This is a genomic window from Streptomyces sp. NPDC001270 (assembly GCF_042896695.1).
Taxonomy (GTDB): Bacteria; Actinomycetota; Actinomycetes; order Streptomycetales; family Streptomycetaceae; genus Streptomyces.
In genome coordinates this window covers 202,524-218,861 of the sequence record NZ_JBIAXM010000015.1, presented here as the reverse complement: position 1 = coordinate 218,861, position 16,338 = coordinate 202,524, and the positions used below count along the sequence as shown (strand labels likewise).

Below are 16,338 nucleotides of genomic sequence, written 5' to 3'. Positions count from 1 at the left end.
CTGCGCAGATGGGGCGGCAAAGGGGCACCTCCGGGTGCGGTAGCACGGGACACCGCACCCAGCTTGGGACACTTTGCCGTATAACGCCCTGTTTGTCTGCACCAGAAGGGTGACCACCCTTGAACGACCGACACCCCGAATCACTCACGGAACGTCACAAGCGGTCGGGGGCCCGCAGAACCCGTCCAGGCACGGGCAGAAACGATCTGTCAGAACGGTGGGTCGATCAGGGACACTGGAAGGTGGCTGCACGGCCCTCGGGCCAGCCTCTATGATCGGCACACTTTCCTGCACGGACAGAGATCGAGTGCACGGCGGGAGCGAGCGGTGAGCGGAACGTCCGAAGGGCCGACGCCCGCGGCAGACCTCGACCGGTCCGCCGTCACAGAGAGTGACAACAGTACGCCTCCCGGTGCCCGGCCGCGGGCCGGGGCGCCACCCCACACCTACCGTTCCGTCTTCACGGCGGCTCCGTTGGCCATGGCCGTCGTCGACCGGGGCGGCCTGGTGGTCAGCGCCAACGACGCCCTCGGCGAGCTGCTCGGCACCGACGCCGCGGGACTGACCGGACGGGTCGCGGCCGACCTGGTCGACCTGGCCTCCGACGCCCGCGCCTGGCACGCCTACCGCGAGGTGCTGCGCGGGCGGCAGGCGCGGCTGCGCTGCACCCGGCGGGTGAAGCAGCCCGACGGCCGCTCGGTGTGGGTGCAGGTCACCATCGCCCCGCTCACCGGACCCGAGGAGGGCATCCTGCTCTCCGTCGCCGACATCAGCGCCCGCCATGAACTCCAGGCCCGGTTGCGGCACTTGCAGATGCACGACCCGGTGACCCGGCTGCCCAACCGCACACTGTTCTTCGAGCGGCTGACGGCGGCGCTGGAGACGGACGCCTACGAACAGGGCGGAACCGGCCGGATCGGCCTGTGCTACCTGGACCTGGACGGCTTCCAGGCGGTCAACGACACCCTCGGCCACCGGGTCGGCGACCGGCTGCTGGCCGCCGTGGCGGAGCGGCTGTCCCGGGTCGCGGACGAGGCCGGCTCCGGACGGGCGGGCACCCCGCTGGTGGCACGGCTCGGCGGCGACGAATTCGCCCTGCTCGTCGAGGACTCGACCGGCACCGACCAGTTGGCCGAGCTGGCCGAGGCCACGCTGACCGCGCTGCGGGACCCCTTCGACCTGATGGGCCGGCGGCTGTCGCTGACGGCCTCCATCGGGGTCGTCGAGCGGCACGCGGCCGGCACGACCGCCACGGGTCTGATGCAGGCCGCCGACACCACCCTGTACTGGGCTAAGGCCGACGGAAAGGGCCGCTGGACGCTGTTCGACCCGGAGCGCAACGCGCACCGCATGACCCGGCAGGCCCTCTCCTCCGCGCTGCGCCCCGCCATCGACCGCGGTGAATTCGTCCTGGACTACCAGCCGTTGGTCGGTATGGAGGACGGCCGGCTGCGCGGGGTGGAGGCCCTGGTCCGCTGGCACCACCCGCAGTTCGGCACGTTGACGCCGAATCGGTTCATCGGGCTGGCCGAGGAGGACGGTTCGATCGTGCCGCTCGGCCGCTGGGCGCTGGTCACCGCCTGCCGCCAGGCACGCCGCTGGCAACTGGACCAGCCGGGCGAACCGATCTTCGTGAGCGTCAACGTGGCGGTCCGCCAGATCTGGGACTCCGACCTGGTGGCCGACGTGGCGGACGCCCTCGCCCGGACGGAGCTGGCCCCGCACCTGTTGCAGCTGGAGCTGACCGAGTCCGCGGTGATGGGCTCGGCGGGCCGCCCCCTTGAGGCCCTCCAGGCGCTGAGCGACATGGGCGTACGCATCGCCATCGACGACTTCGGCACCGGCTACTCCAACCTCGCCTACCTGAGCCGGCTGCCGGTGTCGGTCCTCAAACTGGACGGTTCGTTCGTGCGCGGCTTCCAGTACGACGACCCCGGCGACCAGCCGAATCCGGCCGACGAGGTCGTCGTCGAGGCGATGATCCAGCTGGCCCACCGGCTCGGCCTCACGGTCACCGCCGAATGCGTGGAGACCTCCGCCCAGGCGAACCGGTTGCGCCACATCGGCTGTGACACCGGCCAGGGCTGGCTCTACTCCCGGCCGGTGTCACCGGACCGCATCTCCGAACTGCTGGCGACGCAGTCCTACGCGGTGGGCAATCCGTAGGCGTCCGCGATCAGTTCGTACGAGCGCAGCCGCAGGTCACCGTGGTGGGCGTGGGAGGTGATCATCAGCTCGTCGGCGCCGGTGCGCTTGTGCAGCGCGTCGAGGCCGGCCCGCACCTCCTCGGCGCTCCCGTGCACGACGTTGCTGCTCCAGGAGCGGATGAAGTCCTCCTCGAACGGGCTGAATTCGTGCCGCTCGGCCTCCTCCGGGTCGGGGAACAGACCGGGCCGGCCGGTGCGCAGCCGGACCATGTTCAGCCCCATCGCCCGAGTCTGCCGGCGTGCCTCCCGTTCGTCGTCGGTGGCGAGGGCGCCGACCCCGATGAGGGCGTAGGGCTCGTCGAGCACCTCGGACGGGCGGAAGTTCTCCCGGTACAGGTCGAGGGCCGGGACGGTGTTCTGCGCGGAGAAGTGGTGGGCGAAGGCGAAGGGCAGGCCGAGCATGGCGGCGAGCCGGGCGCTGAAGCCGGAGGAGCCGAGCAGCCAGACCGGCGGCCGGTGCGGGGACTGGACACCGCCGGGCGCGCTGCCCTGCACCGGGCCCGGAATGGCGTGGATACGGCTGTAGGGGTGGCCGTCCGGGAAGTCGTCGTCCAGGAACCGGGTCAGCTCGGCGAGTTGCTGCGGGAAGTCGTCGGCGCCCTCGTTGAGGGTGTCGGAGCGGCGCAGCGCTGCGGCGGTGGCGCCGTCCGTGCCCGGCGCCCGCCCGAGGCCGAGGTCGATCCGTCCCGGTGCCAGCGCCTCCAGCGTGCCGAACTGCTCGGCGATCACCAGGGGCGCGTGATTGGGCAGCATCACACCGCCCGAGCCGAGCCGGATCCGCTCGGTGTGGGCGGCGAGGTGCGCGAGGATCACCGCCGGCGAGGAGGAGGCGACACCGGGCATCGAGTGGTGCTCGGCGACCCAGTACCGGTGGAAGCCGCGCGCCTCCGTGAACCGGGACAGCCCGACGCTGGTACGCAACGCGTCGGTGGCGGTACTCCCCGCCCCCACGGTCACCAGGTCCAGTACGGAGAGGGGGACGGGTGCGGTCCCGTGGGCCGTCCCCCGGATCTCGTCTGCCGCCACGGTGCTGCCTCCTGTGTTTCGCCGTGCGCTGCGCGGCTGTGCGCAGTGTTCCGGTGGGCAACAGGAGGGTGACTCCGGTTTATTCCCGGGGGGTGCTTCGGGGGTGGCGCGGGTCGTGCGCGAACCGGCGGACGGAACGCCGGAAGGGCAGGCGGGAGGGGCAGGGGGCATGGGCAGGCGGGAGGGGCAGGGGGATGGACCGGGGGACGCGGTGGCGCGGGGTGACGCCTGGGGCCTCAGACCTGGATGATCGGCTCCCGGGTGAACAGGGAACCCAGCATCGGGGCGTTCACCCTGCGGTCCGTCAGGCGCAGTGCCTCCCACACCGTGACCTGGTTGGCGGTGAGGACCGGCTTGCCCAGTTCCTTCTCCAGCGCGGGCAGGTGGGCCACCGTGTGCAGGGCCGTGTTCGGCAGCAGCAGCGCCTCCCCGTCGGCCCGGTCCGCCCGCCGGGCCAGCTCGAACAGCTCGCGCTCGCCCCAGTCACCGATCTCCGTGGCCGTACCGGCCCCGGACGACCGCACTCCGGTCACCGTGACGCCCGCGGCCCGCAGGAAGTCCGCGAACAGCCCGGCCACCTCGTCCGGGTAGGCCGCGCCGACCGCCACCCGGCGCACCCCGATCTCCCGCACCGCGTGCACGAAGCCGAAGGACGCCGAGGAGGCCGGCATGCCCGCGGCCATGGCCAGGGCGCGGATCTGCTCGTGGGCGCCCTCCCAGCCGTACTCGAAGCTGCCGCTGGTGCACGCCCACACGATGGCCTCGGCACCCGCGAGCCGCAGCTCCTCGGCGCCCGCCGCCAGCCGCTGCGGCGTGCCCAGGCGGCCCAGCGGATCAGCCCGGTCGGTGTCCTCACCCAGGCCGGTGTGGACCAGCTCCACGCGGATGTCGCTGCCCAGGAGCTGTTCGATGCGCGGATAGTCGTCCTCTGCGGAGTGCCCCGGGTAGAGGAATCCGAGTGCGGTCATGTCCAGCCCTCCTGCGGTTCTTCCGGCGGTTCTTCCTGCGGTTCTTCCGGCGGGACGGACCGCCCGTACGCCGCCTCGCCCACCGCCCCGTGGGCGTGGCGGATTCCCGGCGCTGCGCCCGGTACGGCCCCACCGTTCTCGGGTACCCAGCCGGGTGCGGCACCGCCCCTACCGTTACCTGCTTGGCCGACAGCGCGGGAACCGTGGCTCCGCGTCCGGACGGCGGATCACCGGGAGGGCAACGGCGGTCGGTCGCGGCCGTGTTGACGGGGGCAGGTTCGGGTGCGAGCGTGGTCAATCCGCCCATGTCAGACCCCGTTCCACGGCGCGCCGCCCTGCCTCCTTCTGCTCTGCCCCGTCCGCCCTGTCTCCTTCTCCTATGGCGCGTTCTCCTCCGTCTCCGTCTCCGCAGTCTCGTGCCTGTGCCGCCCGGCCCGGTCGCCGCCACGCCCGGTCCGCCCCGTCCAGTGCCGCCCCGCCTTGTGCCCTGCCTGGTCCCACCTGAGTCCTGTCTCTCCCACCTGAGTCCTGTTTCGTCCCGCCCGTCCTGTCTTCCGCACCGGAATCCGGAGGAACGGTTTGCCGACGCCCGTACCGACGTCCGTACCGACGCTCCTCGTCCTCGACGCCGACCCCCTGCCCCGTCTCGGCCGGCTCACCGGCCGGGCCCGCGTCGTGCACGCGGACGAGAGCACGCTCGCCGGGCTGCTGCCCACGGCGGACGTCCTGCTGGTCTGGGACTTCACCTCGCACGCGGTCCGCGCGGCCTGGCCGGGCGGCGGTCCGCGCCCGCGCTGGGTGCACACGGCGAGCGCGGGCGTCGACCACCTGCTGTGCCCGGAGCTGGCCGGGTCGGACACCGTGGTGACCAACGCGCGCGGGATCTTCGACCGGCCCGTCGCCGAGTACGTGGCGGCACTCGTGCTGGCGATCGCCAAGGACCTGCCGCGCACCCTGGACCTCCAGCGGCAGCGGACCTGGCGGCACCGCGAGACCCGGCGGCTGGCCGGTACGCGCGCGTGCGTGGTCGGCGCGGGGCCCATCGGCCGGACGATCGCCCGCACGCTCAAGGCGCTGGAGGTGACGTCGGCGGTCGTCGGCCGCGTACCGCGCACCGGCATCCACGGCCCCGCCGACCTGGACCGGCTGATGTCGCGCGCGGACTGGGTGATCGCGGCGGCGCCGCTGACCGAGCAGACGCGCGGCATGTTCGACGCCCGGCGCTTCGGTGTGATGCAGCCCTCGGCGCACTTCGTCAACGTCGGCCGCGGCCAGTTGGTCGTCGAGGACGCGCTCGTCGAGGCGCTGTCCAAGCGCTGGATCGCGGGCGCGGCCCTGGACGTGTTCGCCACCGAGCCGCTCGCGCCCGAGAGCCCGCTGTGGCGGGCGCCCGGGCTGATCGTCTCCCCGCACATGAGCGGAGACACGGTCGGCTGGCGGGACGAACTCGGCGCGCAGTTCGTGGAGCTGTACGAGCGGTGGGAGGCGGGCAGGCCCCTGATGAACGTGGTCGACAAGAAGCGCGGGTACGTGCCCGGTCACTGACCGCTCCGGCACGTACCCGAGCGGGCGACGCGGGACGCACCGACAGATATTTTCCGTTCCCTCTGGTTCTCCGGGGTGGCTTCGAGGGCGTGTACGGCGCGGCCACGCCGCGCATCCCGCTTTTGCCCGTATTTCCCCTGATAAATGTCACCGGACGGCGGTGGTGCGTCGCGATACCGCGGTACGGACGGTCGGCGCGGAGCCCCGGAAACCGGGCCCTGACCGCAAACGTCCGCGTGAGCAGCGAAAGGTCCGGGAATCGGGTGGCCATCGGGTGGTCGTGGAATCCGTCGCGCAATCCCGGGGGCATAACTCGTGTGGTCCCGGGTAGCCGCGCCGCCATGGCTCCACCACTTGGGAACGGCGTACACACGACCGGTCACGAACACAGACACAGCCGACGGGCGGTGCTCGCGGGCGTCGCGGCGCTCGGGGTGCTGGGCACGGCGGGCTGCTCGCGCGTGGCCACGGCGTCCACGACGAACGGCGGTGATCTGCTGGACCGGCTGCGGGCGCAGGGCGTCGTACGGCTCGGGATCGCGGGCGAAATACCCTTCGGCTACATCGACAAGGACGGCAAGCTGACCGGTGAGGCGCCGGAGTTGGCGAAGGCCGTCTTCAAACGGCTCGGTGTGGACACCGTGCAGCCGGTGCCGACCGAGTTCGGATCGCTGATCCCGGGGCTGAATTCACAGCAGTTCGATGTCGTGGCGGCCGGGATGTATGTGAATCCCGAGCGCTGCGCACAGGTGATCTTCGCCGATCCCGACTACCAGATGCTCGATTCCTTCATCGTGCGCAAGGGAAATCCGAAAGGGCTGCACGACTACAAGGACGTCGTCGCCAAGAAGGCCACATTCGCGACCGGAACCGGATACGCCGAGATCCAGTACGCGGTCGACGCCGGGTACAAAGAGGGCGACATCCTGATCGTCCCGGACCAGGTGGCCGGGCTGAACGCGGTCGAGGCCGGGCGCGTGGACGTGTTCGCCGGGACCGCCCTGACCACCCGCGAGGTGGTGAAGAAGTCCGCGAAGGCGGAGACCACCGCGGCCTTCGCCCCTCTCGTGGACGGCAAACCGCACGTGGACGGCGGCGCGTTCGCCTTCCGGCCCACCGAGACGAGGCTCCGGGACGCCTTCAACACCGAACTGCACAAGCTGAAGCAGAGCGGCGAGCTGTTCCGCATCCTGCGGCCGTTCGGGTTCACGAAGGACGAGATGACCGACCTCACCGCGAAGGAGCTGTGCGGCGGATGACCACCGGGCTCTGGGAACTCGTGCTCAAAGGGGTCTGGACGACCATCCAGCTCCTGGTCCTCGGCGCGCTGCTGGCCGGCGCGGTCTCCTTCGTCGTCGGCGTCGCGCGCACCCACCGGCTGTGGATCGTCCGTTTCGTCGCCGGTCTCTACACCGAGGTGTTCCGTGGCACCTCGGCGCTGGTGATGATCTTCTGGGTGTTCTTCGTGCTGCCGATCGCCTTCGGCTGGCAGCTGGTGCCCCTGTGGGCGGGCACCCTGGCGCTCGGGCTCACCTACGGCGCGTACGGCTCGGAGATCGTGCGCGGAGCGCTGAACTCGGTCGACGCGGCACAGAAGGAGGGCGGTATCGCCCTCAGCTTCACGCCCTGGCAGCGGCTGCGGCTGATCCTGCTGCCGCAGGCGGTGCCGGAGATGATCCCGACCTTCTGCAACCTGGTGGTCGAACTGCTCAAGGGCACCGCGCTGGTGTCCGTCATGGGCATGGGTGATCTGGCGTTCAGCGCCAACCTGGTGCGGCTGGCGCTCCAGCAGAGCGCGGAGGTCTACACCTACGTGCTGCTGATCTACTTCGTGATCGCCTTCGTGATCACCCGGCTGATGCGGGTGCTGGAGAAGCGGCTGAAGGCCGGGGTCGGCAAGGATCCCGGGACCGAGCAGGCGGCGCGTGCGGCCAAGCGGGCGCAGACGACCGGTGTCGGCGCCACGGACGGAGGTGTCGCATGACCTGGGACTGGAACGCCGTCAGCGACTTCATGCCGCACTTCTGGGACGGACTGCTGGTCACCCTGGAGGCGCTGGCGCTCGGCTCACTGCTCTCGTTCAGCCTGGGCCTGGTCTGGACGCTCCTGATGCGGGTACCGACCCGCTGGGTGCGCTGGCCGGTGGGGGTGGTGACGGAGTTCGTCCGCAACACCCCGCTGCTGGTGCAGTTGTTCTTCCTCTTCTACGTGCTGCCCGAGTGGGGCGTGGCCTTCTCCGCGCTGACCACCGGTGTCTTCGCGATCGGGCTGCACTACTCGACGTACACGATGCAGGTCTACCGGGCCGGCATCGAGGCCGTGCCTATCGGCCAGTGGGAGGCCGCGACCGCGTTGAACCTGCCGGTGCGGCGCACCTGGACGGCGGTGATCCTGCCGCAGGCGGTCCGCCGGGTGGTGCCGCCGCTGGGCAACTACGTCATCTCGATGCTCAAGGACACGCCCATCCTGATGACGATCACCGTGCTGGAGATGCTGGGGCAGGCGCGTCTCTTCTCCCAGCAGCGCTTCCAGTTCACCGAGCCGGTGACGGTGATCGGCGTGGCCTTCATCGTCATCTCCTATCTGGCCTCCCTTCTTCTGCGCACCCTGGAGCGTCGCCTTGTCCGTTGAGACCCGTAAACAGTCGGCCACCGACCAGAGCAGTCCGACCCGGCTCGTCCGGATGGAGGGGGTGACCAAGCGGTTCGGGGAGCACACCGTCCTCGACCGGCTCGACCTGTCCGTCGAGGCGGGCCGGCACGTCACCCTGATCGGTCCGTCCGGTTCCGGCAAGACCACGATCCTGCGGCTGCTGATGACGCTGGCCAAGCCGGACGAGGGCACGATCACGGTGGCCGGGCAGCAGCTGTTCCCGGCCACCGAGAAGGAGGTCCGCGAGGTCCGCAAGAAGATCGGGATGGTGTTCCAGCAGTTCAATCTGTTCCCGAACATGACGGTGCTGCGCAACATCATGGAGGCGCCGGTCACCGTGCTCGGCCTGGCCAAGGACGAGGCGGAGGCACGGGCCCGCGAACTGCTGGAGCTGGTCGGCCTCAGCGACAAGTGCGGCATGCGCCCGTCCCAGCTCTCCGGCGGGCAGCAGCAGCGGGTGGCGATCGCGCGGGCGCTGGCCATGCGGCCGCAGGTGCTGCTGCTGGACGAGGTGACCTCGGCGCTCGACCCCGAGCTGGTCGCGGGCGTCCTTGACCTGCTGCGGGACATCGCCCGCAGCACGGACATCACGATGCTGTGCGTGACCCACGAGATGGGCTTCGCCCGGGACATCTCCGACCAGGTCCTGATGTTCGACTCGGGCCGGATCATCGAGGCGGGGACGCCGGAGAAGATCTTCAGCGCCCCCGAGCAGGACCGCACCCGGGAGTTTCTGAGCGCGGTCCTGTGACCGAGATTTTTCCCTCGCGCGGCGCTGCAATTGCAGCAGGTGAGGGCGGTATCACGGCTGGTCACCGGCCAGGGCGTGACGTGGGCATATGCCTACGCGTCGGCGCCCCGGTCAGGGGCCCGGTGATCTCGCGAACGCCCCCTCCGTACCGGGCTCTTGCCCGTTATCGTGGAAACGATCCGCTGTCCGGATTACGGCACTGAGAGCGAGCAGAGGGGGGACCACTGTGGCGCTGATGAATGAGCCGACCGCCCCGTACCACTCGGCCCAGGACGCCCTGCGCGTACTGGAGACGGTGGCACGGCACACCACCGGCGTCACCGACGCCGAGCTGGCCCGCCGGACCGGCCTGGGCCCCGAGCGGCTGACGGCGCTGCTGCGCATGCTGCGCCGCGAGGGGTACGTCGCACAGGTCGCCGGTGGTGCCTATGTGACCGGTGAGGCCCTGCGCCGTCTCGGCTCCGCACACGACCGCGAGGGGGCGCTGCGCGAGAAGCTCCAGCACACGCTGGTCAGGCTGCGCGACTCGGTCGGCGCGGCGGTCTATCTGAGCCGGTACGTCGACGGCGAGGTCAGGATCACCCAGTACGCGGACGGTCCGGCCACCCCCGCGGTCAACGAGTGGGTGGACTTCCGCTCCTCCGCGCACGCGACGGCGCTCGGCAAGAGCCTGCTGACCCAGCTCGACCACGACGCCCGCCGCGACCACCTCGCCCGGCACAAGATGGCCAGGCTCACCTCGCGCACCATCACCAGCGACCGGCAGCTGCTGTCCCGTCTGGAGTCCCAGCCGCCGACCATGCCCGTCCTGGACCTCCAGGAGTACGCGGTCGGCACCGTCTGCGCGGCGGTCCCGATCACGGCGGGCTCCTCGGTGGGCTGTCTCGCGCTGTCCCTGCCGGTGGCGCACGCGCACCGGTTGCGGCAGGCCGCGGACACCCTGAACCGCGGCGCGGCACCGGTACTGCTCTCGCTGGCGATCTAGTGTCCTGGCGGGCGGCGGCGCCTGCCGGGGCACGGGCACCCGTGGTGCGGACCACAGCGCGGGCGGGGGTCCCGGGATGGTCCGGAGCACCCCCTCGGACCAGGTAGTATTTTCTTCGTCGCCGCCCGGAAGCAGTGGGTGGCGGGAGTCAGGCGCCGCTAGCTCAGTTGGTTAGAGCAGCTGACTCTTAATCAGCGGGTCCGGGGTTCGAGTCCCTGGCGGCGCACATCGGTGAAGGGCCCCTCGTCGCGACGAGGGGCCCTTCGGCGTCCCGTGCGGTCAGCCTCCGGTACGCCCGCTCGCCCGGCGGCCGCCACCACACCGGATCGGCGCACCGCAGCCCCTCGCGGCGCAGCCCGGCCCGGTGGATCTTGTTCGTGGCGGTGACCGGCATCCGCTCCACCAGCCGGACGAACCGGGGCGCCATCTTGGTCCCGAGGTCCGGCTGGGCCGCGAGGAAGTCGGCGAAGCCGGCCGGGTCGAAGGTGCCGGAGACGGCCGCCATCACCTGGTCGCCGGTGACCGGGTCGGGCACCGCGTAGACGGCGACGGCCTCGGCGCCCGGGTAGCGGGCGAGGATGTTCTCGATCATCGCGGCGGCCAGGTTCTCGCTGTCGACCCGCAGCCGGTCGTCGGCGCGGCCGGCGAAGTAGAGGTAGCCGTCGGCGTCGCGGCAGAACAGGTCGCCGGTCCAGTACCAGCCCCCGCGCCGCCGCTCGGCCTCCGCGGCCGGATTGCGCCAGTAGCCCTCGAAGGGGTTGGGTCCCCGGTTGACCAGCTCGCCTATCGCCTCGTCGCCGTTGAGCAGCCGGCCGGCCCCGTCGAAACGGGCGGGCGGGCACTCCGCGCCGCTGTCCGGGTCGAGGACGGCCAGCCCGGCCGCCCCGCGCCCCACCGCCCCGGCGGGTGTGCCCGGGGTCCACTGCACCGCCGCGCCGCCCTCGGAGGAGCCGTACCCCTCCACCAGCCGCACCCCGAACCGCCGCTCGAAGGCCGCCGCCTCCACCGCCCCGGCCTCGGTGCCGAAGCCCAGCAGCAGCGGGTTGTCCGCGTCGTCCGGCCGGGGCTCGGTGGCGAGGACGTACTGCACGGCCCGTCCGACATAGGTGAAGTACGTCGCCCGGAACCGGCGCACGTCCGGCAGGAAGCCCGACGCGGTGAACCGCCGGCGCAGCGCCACCCCGGCGCCGGCCGCCAGCGCGGGCGCCCAGTCGGCGATCACCGCGTTGCCGTGGAAGAGGGGCATGCAGATGTAGTGCACGCCGTCCGGGCCGAGGCCGAACTGGTCGACGAGGGAGCGTCCGGCGGCGGCCAGCCTGCCCTGCGTGCAGATCGCGGCCTTGGGGGCGCCGGTGGATCCGGAGGTGAAGTAGAGCAGGACGCGGTCGCCGGGGGCGGCCCTGGCGGGGTCGGGTTCGGCGTCGGCGTACGGGGCGAGCAGGTCGGCGTAGTCCGGGGTGTCGGTGACCAGCAGCCGGACGCCGGGCAGGTCGAGGCCGTCCAGGAGCGGCAGGTGGGCCCGTTCGGTGACCAGCACCGGGCATGCGGTGTGCAGGATGTCGCGGGCCAGTTCGGGGCCCCGGCGGGTGGGGTTGATCCCGGCGACCGCGGCGCCCGCGAGGGCGGCGGCGGCCAGCCACTGCGGGAACTCCGGGGTGTTGTCGAGCAGCACGCCGACGTGCGGTTCGGCGCCGGCCGGCAGCAGGTCGGCGAGGAGTGCGGCGCGGGCGGCGGCGCCGGCCGCGACCTCGTGGTGGCTCAGCACCGTCTCCTCGAACCACAGGCCGGGCCGCCGGTCACCCCAGCGCGCCGCGACCAGCTCCGCCACCGTACGCCTGTTGGACTCCATGGGCGGGCACGGTAGCTGACGTCTCGTCAGATGTGGAGGGTTGTCGGACGTGGACTTCCCGGGGCTCCCCCGGCGCGGCGTGCCGCTGGTATAGGACAGGCATGCAGAACAACCAGCGCTCCGTCAGGTTTCGCATACTGTCCGTCGTCGCCCTGTCGGCGGCCTCGCTCCTCGTCCTGCCGGGGAACCGGGCCGTCGCCGACGACCGCGGGGCCGCGCCCGGCTTCGTGGCACTCGGCTCGGTGGACGCCGGCATCATCCAGGAGATCCGGTACGCCACCCCGCACAATTTCGTCGGGGAGCCCGTCGACGGGTATGTGCAGCCGCTGTGCATCCTCACCAGGCCGGCGGCCCAGGCACTGCACACGGTGCAGGAAAAGCTGCTCAGAACGGGTTATTCCCTGAAGGTCTACGACTGCTACCGCCCGCAACGTGCCGTCGACCACTTCGTCGCCTGGGCCCAGGACCTCGACGACCAGGCGATGAAGGCCGAGTTCTACCCCGACGAGGACAAGGAGGACCTGTTCACCGACGGATACATCGCCGAGCGGTCCGGACACAGCCGGGGCAGCACCATGGACCTGACGATCGTCAAACTGCCGGCGAAGGCCACGCCGCCCTACGTGCCGGGCCGGCCCCTGGTGCCGTGCTACGCGGGCCAGGGCGAGCGGTTTCCCGACAACTCCGTCGACATGGGCACCGGGTACGACTGCTTCGACACCCTGGCGAACACGCTCGACCCCCGCGTGACCGGCGCGCCCCGCGCGAACCGGCTGAAACTGAAGACCGCCATGGAAGCGGCCGGATTCACGAATCTGCCGGTGGAGTGGTGGCACTACACCCTCGACGACGAGCCGTACCCGGACACGTACTTCGACTTCCCGGTCGCGGCGTCCTCAGTGAACGGACATCCCCGGTGAACCGATATCCCCGGTGACCTGATTCCGCCCGCCGGCGTCGGTTCCTTAAGCCGGGTACTTCGGCCCGCGCGCGTCGGACGCCGCCGCGCCGGCGCACGCGGGCCTCACCCGGACGGGATCAGAACGTGACGTCCGAGCAGGCGTAGAACGCGTTGCCCGTGTCGGCGATCGTCCAGACCGCGAGGATGACGTGGTGTCCGCTCAGACCGCCGGGCAGGGTGCCGCTGTGCGACAGCGTGGCCGGCGGCTGCTGGTTGTTGTAGGGCACCGTCAGGAACGGTGTGGTGTTGAGGTCCGAGCGGGCCAGAGCGTGGTTCTGGTTCCAGCCCTGCTTGGTGACGTAGTAACGGAAGTCCGTCGTGGCGTGCCGCGCGGTGAACTGCCAGCGGAAGGTGTAGCTCTGTCCGCCCGTCACCTTGGTGGTCGGCCAGGCCGCGCCGGACGGCTGGGTCGGTGAGCTGAGCTGGGCGAACTGCCCCAGCCCGCCGTTGCAGAGCTGGCCGTCGGCGGGACCGCCGGCCGGGAAGCCCTTCGGACCCTCGACGCTCTGCGGCTCCCACTGGATGCTGCCGCAGTTCGCCACCGTTCCGTTCTGGCAGAGCTTCTGCCTGCTGATGGGAAGGTCCGTGTAGCCGTGGCCGCTGGCCCCGCCGGAGGAGAGCGCGAGGGCTCCGGCGGTGGCCAGACCCACCACGACGGCGGACAACTTGGTCTGTGTGCGCATGCTGCCGCTCCTGGAGAACGTGGGGGAGTTTCAGTGAGCCGTGCAGGTCTAGACCAAGTCTCAGATTATTGCCATCAGTTGAACATGTCCATACCAATCACGGTGCGGACTCCGTACGGCCCGAACAGAAGGCCACCGTCAGGTCCCGCACCAGCACCTTGCGTTCGTAGTCGTCCAGTTCGACGAGCCCGCGCATGGTCAGCCGGGTCACCGTGTCCTCCACCGAGTCCACGACCGAGGTGAGCATGGAGGAGCGCTGCTGCGCGTCCAGCGCCGCGATCCGGCGCCGGTGCATCACCGCGGCGACCTCGGGCGCGTACTCGGCCCGCACCGGCTGCACCGAGAACACCTCAAGCCCGATGCCCGCCGCGTCCGCCGCCACCAGCCGGGTCAACGCCACCCCCGCCGCGTCCACCGCACCCCGCGCCCCGCCCGGCATGTCCACCGGCACCCGGGCCAGTGCCGCCTCGACGCAGTCCCGCAGATACGCCTCGTGGTCCGCCACGCCCAGCACGGCCCGCGCGGTGTCCCGCACCCGCCACACCACCAGGACCACCACCCGCAGCGCGACCCCGTGGCCGTCGGCCGCCGGCATCGGCTCGCTGCGCCAGTGCCGCAGCCGCACGTCGACCCGGCGGCGCCGCAGCAGCGGGTTGACCCACAGCAGACCGGTGCGCCGCACGGTCCCCTGGTAGCGGCCGAACAGGGCGAGCACGCAGGCCCGGCCGGCCGTGCCCCGGGCGAGGCCGGCGAAGCCCAGCGCGCCGAGCGCCCCGGCACCCGCGTACGCCGCCCACTGGGCCGGGCCCGGCCCCGCGTCCGCGGCCCCCGGCAGCCCCAGCGCCGTCACCGCGAACCGCGGCAGCGCCCCCGCCCACCAGGAGGTGGCCAGACACCCGGCCACCCCGCCCAGACCGGCGAGCACCCCCGCGATCCCTGGCAGCACCCGCGCCGGGCACTCCGCCAGTCCGGGGTCGGCCTGGGGCACCGTCCGGGCCCGCGCCGGCCCCGGACGCCTGAGCCGCGGCTGCTCGCCGGTGCCCTGACGGCGGGCCACCACCGCGGGCTTCTGCGGTACCGACACCGGGTCGGGGTCGTCGCGGAACAGCAGGTGGACGGGGATCTCGGTGGTCGCCTCGTTCTGGATCAGCCGGACCGGACGGGACGGCCCCTCGACGGGTCCCTCCGATTCGGGCGTGTGTGACGTCGTCGTACTCATGCGTGCCTCCAGCCTCCGCGCCAGATGCGTCATGACAGGTGAGTGAGTGACAGAAACAGGACGGGACAGGACGGGAACGGGCTGGACGGGACCGGACGACGGACTGGACGGGGCCGGACGAGATGGGTCAGGGCGGGACGCGGCGGGCCGGGTGGTGGCCTAGCGGAACAGGCGCCGCCAGGTCTCCGGGCCCGGGTAGCCGTCCGCCGCGCCGCCCCGCCAGCCCTGGGAGCGCTGGAACGCCTCGACGGCCCGCCGGTCCGCCTCGCCCCAACGCGGTCCCGGCCCGGCGGGGTAGAAGCGGCCGTACCCCTTCTCGGCCAACCGCTGCCCCAGCCGGGTGACATACGGGTTGTCCGCGCCCGGCCGGAACATGTTCCGGCCGGGGTAGCCGGGCACACCGTGCGAGGCGGGTGCGCCGGCCGGGGCCGTCCGGATGTCCTTGCCCTTCCCGCCGGCCAGCAGTTCCCAGGTGCGCGGTCCGGGCAGCCCGTCCGCGTCCGCGCCGCTCCAGCCCTGGGCCCGCTGGAACGCCTGGGTCGCCCGGAGGTCCGAATCCGACCACCGCGGCCCGGGACTCTCGGCGTAGTAGGCCGCACCGCCGCGGGCGGCCAGCAGCTGACCGAGCTGGGTGACGTACTTGTTCTCCGCCCCGGGTCCGAAGTACGCGGCCCCCGGGAACGGCCCGGCCTTGAGCGCGGCGCCCGGTTCGGCTCCGGCCGCGCCCGCCTTGAGGCTCTTGTAGCGGTAGGGGACGTACTTGTCGGAGTGGCTCCAGTAGGCGTACGGGGTGGCCAGCCTGCGCGTGTGCGGGGGCGTCTGCTCGTAGGCGGTGTAGTAGGTGTGCGTGTAGTCCGTCCAGCCGCCGAAGATGACGACGTGCGAGCCCTTCTCGGGGTCGGCGGTGTTGTGGAACAGCAGGATGTCGCCGGGTTGCAGGTCCGCCTTCTTGATCTTCACGCCGAATCCGCCGAGGCTGCCCGTCCACTCGTTGCGCCGGAGCCCCCAGGCCATCGAGACATAGCCCGAGCAGTCCTGGCGGTAGCCGTCGGACCAGTACTTGGACATGCTGTACGGCACCTTGGCGTCGACCCAGGTCTTGGCGCGGTTGATGATCTCCGTACGGGTGAGCGCGCGCGGCTGGGCCGGCGGGACGGACGCGCCGCCCCCGCCGTGCAGCGGACCCTTCCCGCCCTGCGGGGTGCCGGGTTCCGGGCCGGCGGGCAGCCCCGCGCGGTGCGGGCCCGGCGGGGTGGGGGGTACGGCGAGGGCGGACGCCTGGTGGCCCGCGGCGAGGGCGGCCGACGTGGCGGCGGCCACGACCAGGGCCCGTCGGGAGGCCGGGTGCCCGCCGAGCCGGCCGGGCAGGGAACGCGGGCTCACCCGCCGCCAGTGAACGCATCCCGGACAGTCGCAGTCGCTCGCGGGATCGAATTCCTCGAATACCGGAGTCGCCATGCGCTCCCTCTCCCATTCCGGGGTGAAATGTCCG

The 16,338-nt window shown here is 71.9% G+C and carries 13 protein-coding genes, 1 tRNA gene and 1 pseudogene; 9 read left to right on the top strand and 6 right to left on the bottom strand.

The window, feature by feature from the left end; genetic code table 11:
• Positions 1-327: 327 nt before the first annotated feature.
• Positions 328-2,166, top strand: a complete 1,839-nt coding sequence (locus tag ACFY2B_RS25635; RefSeq protein ID WP_390765403.1) for a putative bifunctional diguanylate cyclase/phosphodiesterase — start codon at positions 328-330, stop codon at positions 2,164-2,166.
• Here the strand turns inward: ACFY2B_RS25635 and ACFY2B_RS25630 are convergent.
• Complete coding sequence (locus tag ACFY2B_RS25630) at positions 2,145-3,233, bottom strand: LLM class flavin-dependent oxidoreductase (protein ID WP_390765402.1); 1,089 nt, start codon at positions 3,231-3,233, stop codon at positions 2,145-2,147. The genes ACFY2B_RS25635 and ACFY2B_RS25630 overlap by 22 nt on opposite strands.
• 236 nt (positions 3,234-3,469) lie before the next feature.
• Complete coding sequence (locus tag ACFY2B_RS25625; RefSeq protein ID WP_390765401.1) at positions 3,470-4,201, bottom strand: decarboxylase; 732 nt, start codon at positions 4,199-4,201, stop codon at positions 3,470-3,472.
• A gap of 579 nt (positions 4,202-4,780) precedes the next feature.
• Between ACFY2B_RS25625 and ACFY2B_RS25620 the strand changes: the two genes are divergently transcribed.
• From ACFY2B_RS25620 to ACFY2B_RS25590, 7 genes are all read left to right on the top strand, one after another.
• A complete protein-coding gene (locus tag ACFY2B_RS25620; RefSeq protein ID WP_390765400.1) occupies positions 4,781-5,746 on the top strand; it encodes a D-2-hydroxyacid dehydrogenase in 966 nt (321 codons plus the stop codon).
• A 341-nt stretch (positions 5,747-6,087) separates the two neighbouring features.
• The gene (ehuB, locus tag ACFY2B_RS25615) at positions 6,088-7,005 is read left to right on the top strand and encodes an ectoine/hydroxyectoine ABC transporter substrate-binding protein EhuB (protein WP_390765399.1); all 918 of its coding nucleotides are present in this window, start codon (positions 6,088-6,090) and stop codon (positions 7,003-7,005) included.
• Entirely contained in the window at positions 7,002-7,730 is a 729-nt protein-coding gene (gene ehuC, locus ACFY2B_RS25610) for an ectoine/hydroxyectoine ABC transporter permease subunit EhuC (protein WP_390765398.1), read from the top strand. The genes ehuB and ehuC overlap by 4 nt, the downstream gene beginning before the upstream one ends.
• Positions 7,727-8,377 carry an ectoine/hydroxyectoine ABC transporter permease subunit EhuD gene (gene ehuD, locus ACFY2B_RS25605; protein ID WP_390765397.1) on the top strand — a complete coding sequence of 217 codons (651 nt, stop codon included), beginning with the start codon at positions 7,727-7,729 and terminating at the stop codon, positions 8,375-8,377. Before ehuC ends, ehuD begins: the two co-directional genes overlap by 4 nt.
• A gap of 52 nt (positions 8,378-8,429) precedes the next feature.
• The gene (gene ehuA, locus ACFY2B_RS25600) at positions 8,430-9,149 is read left to right on the top strand and encodes an ectoine/hydroxyectoine ABC transporter ATP-binding protein EhuA (protein ID WP_390765436.1); all 720 of its coding nucleotides are present in this window, start codon (positions 8,430-8,432) and stop codon (positions 9,147-9,149) included.
• Between the two features lie 226 nt (positions 9,150-9,375).
• A complete protein-coding gene (locus tag ACFY2B_RS25595) occupies positions 9,376-10,134 on the top strand; it encodes an IclR family transcriptional regulator (RefSeq protein ID WP_390765396.1) in 759 nt (252 codons plus the stop codon).
• Between the two features lie 152 nt (positions 10,135-10,286).
• Positions 10,287-10,360 (top strand) — tRNA-Lys (locus ACFY2B_RS25590).
• On the opposite strand, the pseudogene ACFY2B_RS25585 reads toward ACFY2B_RS25590, so the two are convergent.
• A pseudogene (locus tag ACFY2B_RS25585) lies at positions 10,326-11,983 on the bottom strand (AMP-binding protein). The gene ACFY2B_RS25590 and the pseudogene ACFY2B_RS25585 sit on opposite strands and share 35 nt — an antisense overlap.
• Before the next feature lie 101 nt (positions 11,984-12,084).
• Between ACFY2B_RS25585 and ACFY2B_RS25580 the strand changes: the two are divergent.
• Positions 12,085-12,903: a M15 family metallopeptidase gene (locus tag ACFY2B_RS25580; protein WP_390765395.1), complete on the top strand. Its 819-nt coding sequence runs from the start codon at positions 12,085-12,087 to the stop codon at positions 12,901-12,903.
• 118 nt (positions 12,904-13,021) lie between these two features.
• Here ACFY2B_RS25580 and ACFY2B_RS25575 read toward each other — a convergent pair whose 3' ends face one another.
• From ACFY2B_RS25575 to ACFY2B_RS25565, 3 genes are all read right to left on the bottom strand, one after another.
• Entirely contained in the window at positions 13,022-13,627 is a 606-nt protein-coding gene (locus ACFY2B_RS25575) for a lytic polysaccharide monooxygenase (RefSeq protein WP_390765394.1), read from the bottom strand.
• A gap of 97 nt (positions 13,628-13,724) precedes the next feature.
• Entirely contained in the window at positions 13,725-14,846 is a 1,122-nt protein-coding gene (locus ACFY2B_RS25570) for an SPFH domain-containing protein (RefSeq protein ID WP_390765393.1), read from the bottom strand.
• 159 nt (positions 14,847-15,005) lie between these two features.
• Positions 15,006-16,304: a peptidoglycan-binding protein gene (locus tag ACFY2B_RS25565; RefSeq protein ID WP_390765392.1), complete on the bottom strand. Its 1,299-nt coding sequence runs from the start codon at positions 16,302-16,304 to the stop codon at positions 15,006-15,008.
• Between the last annotated feature and the right edge of the window lie 34 nt (positions 16,305-16,338).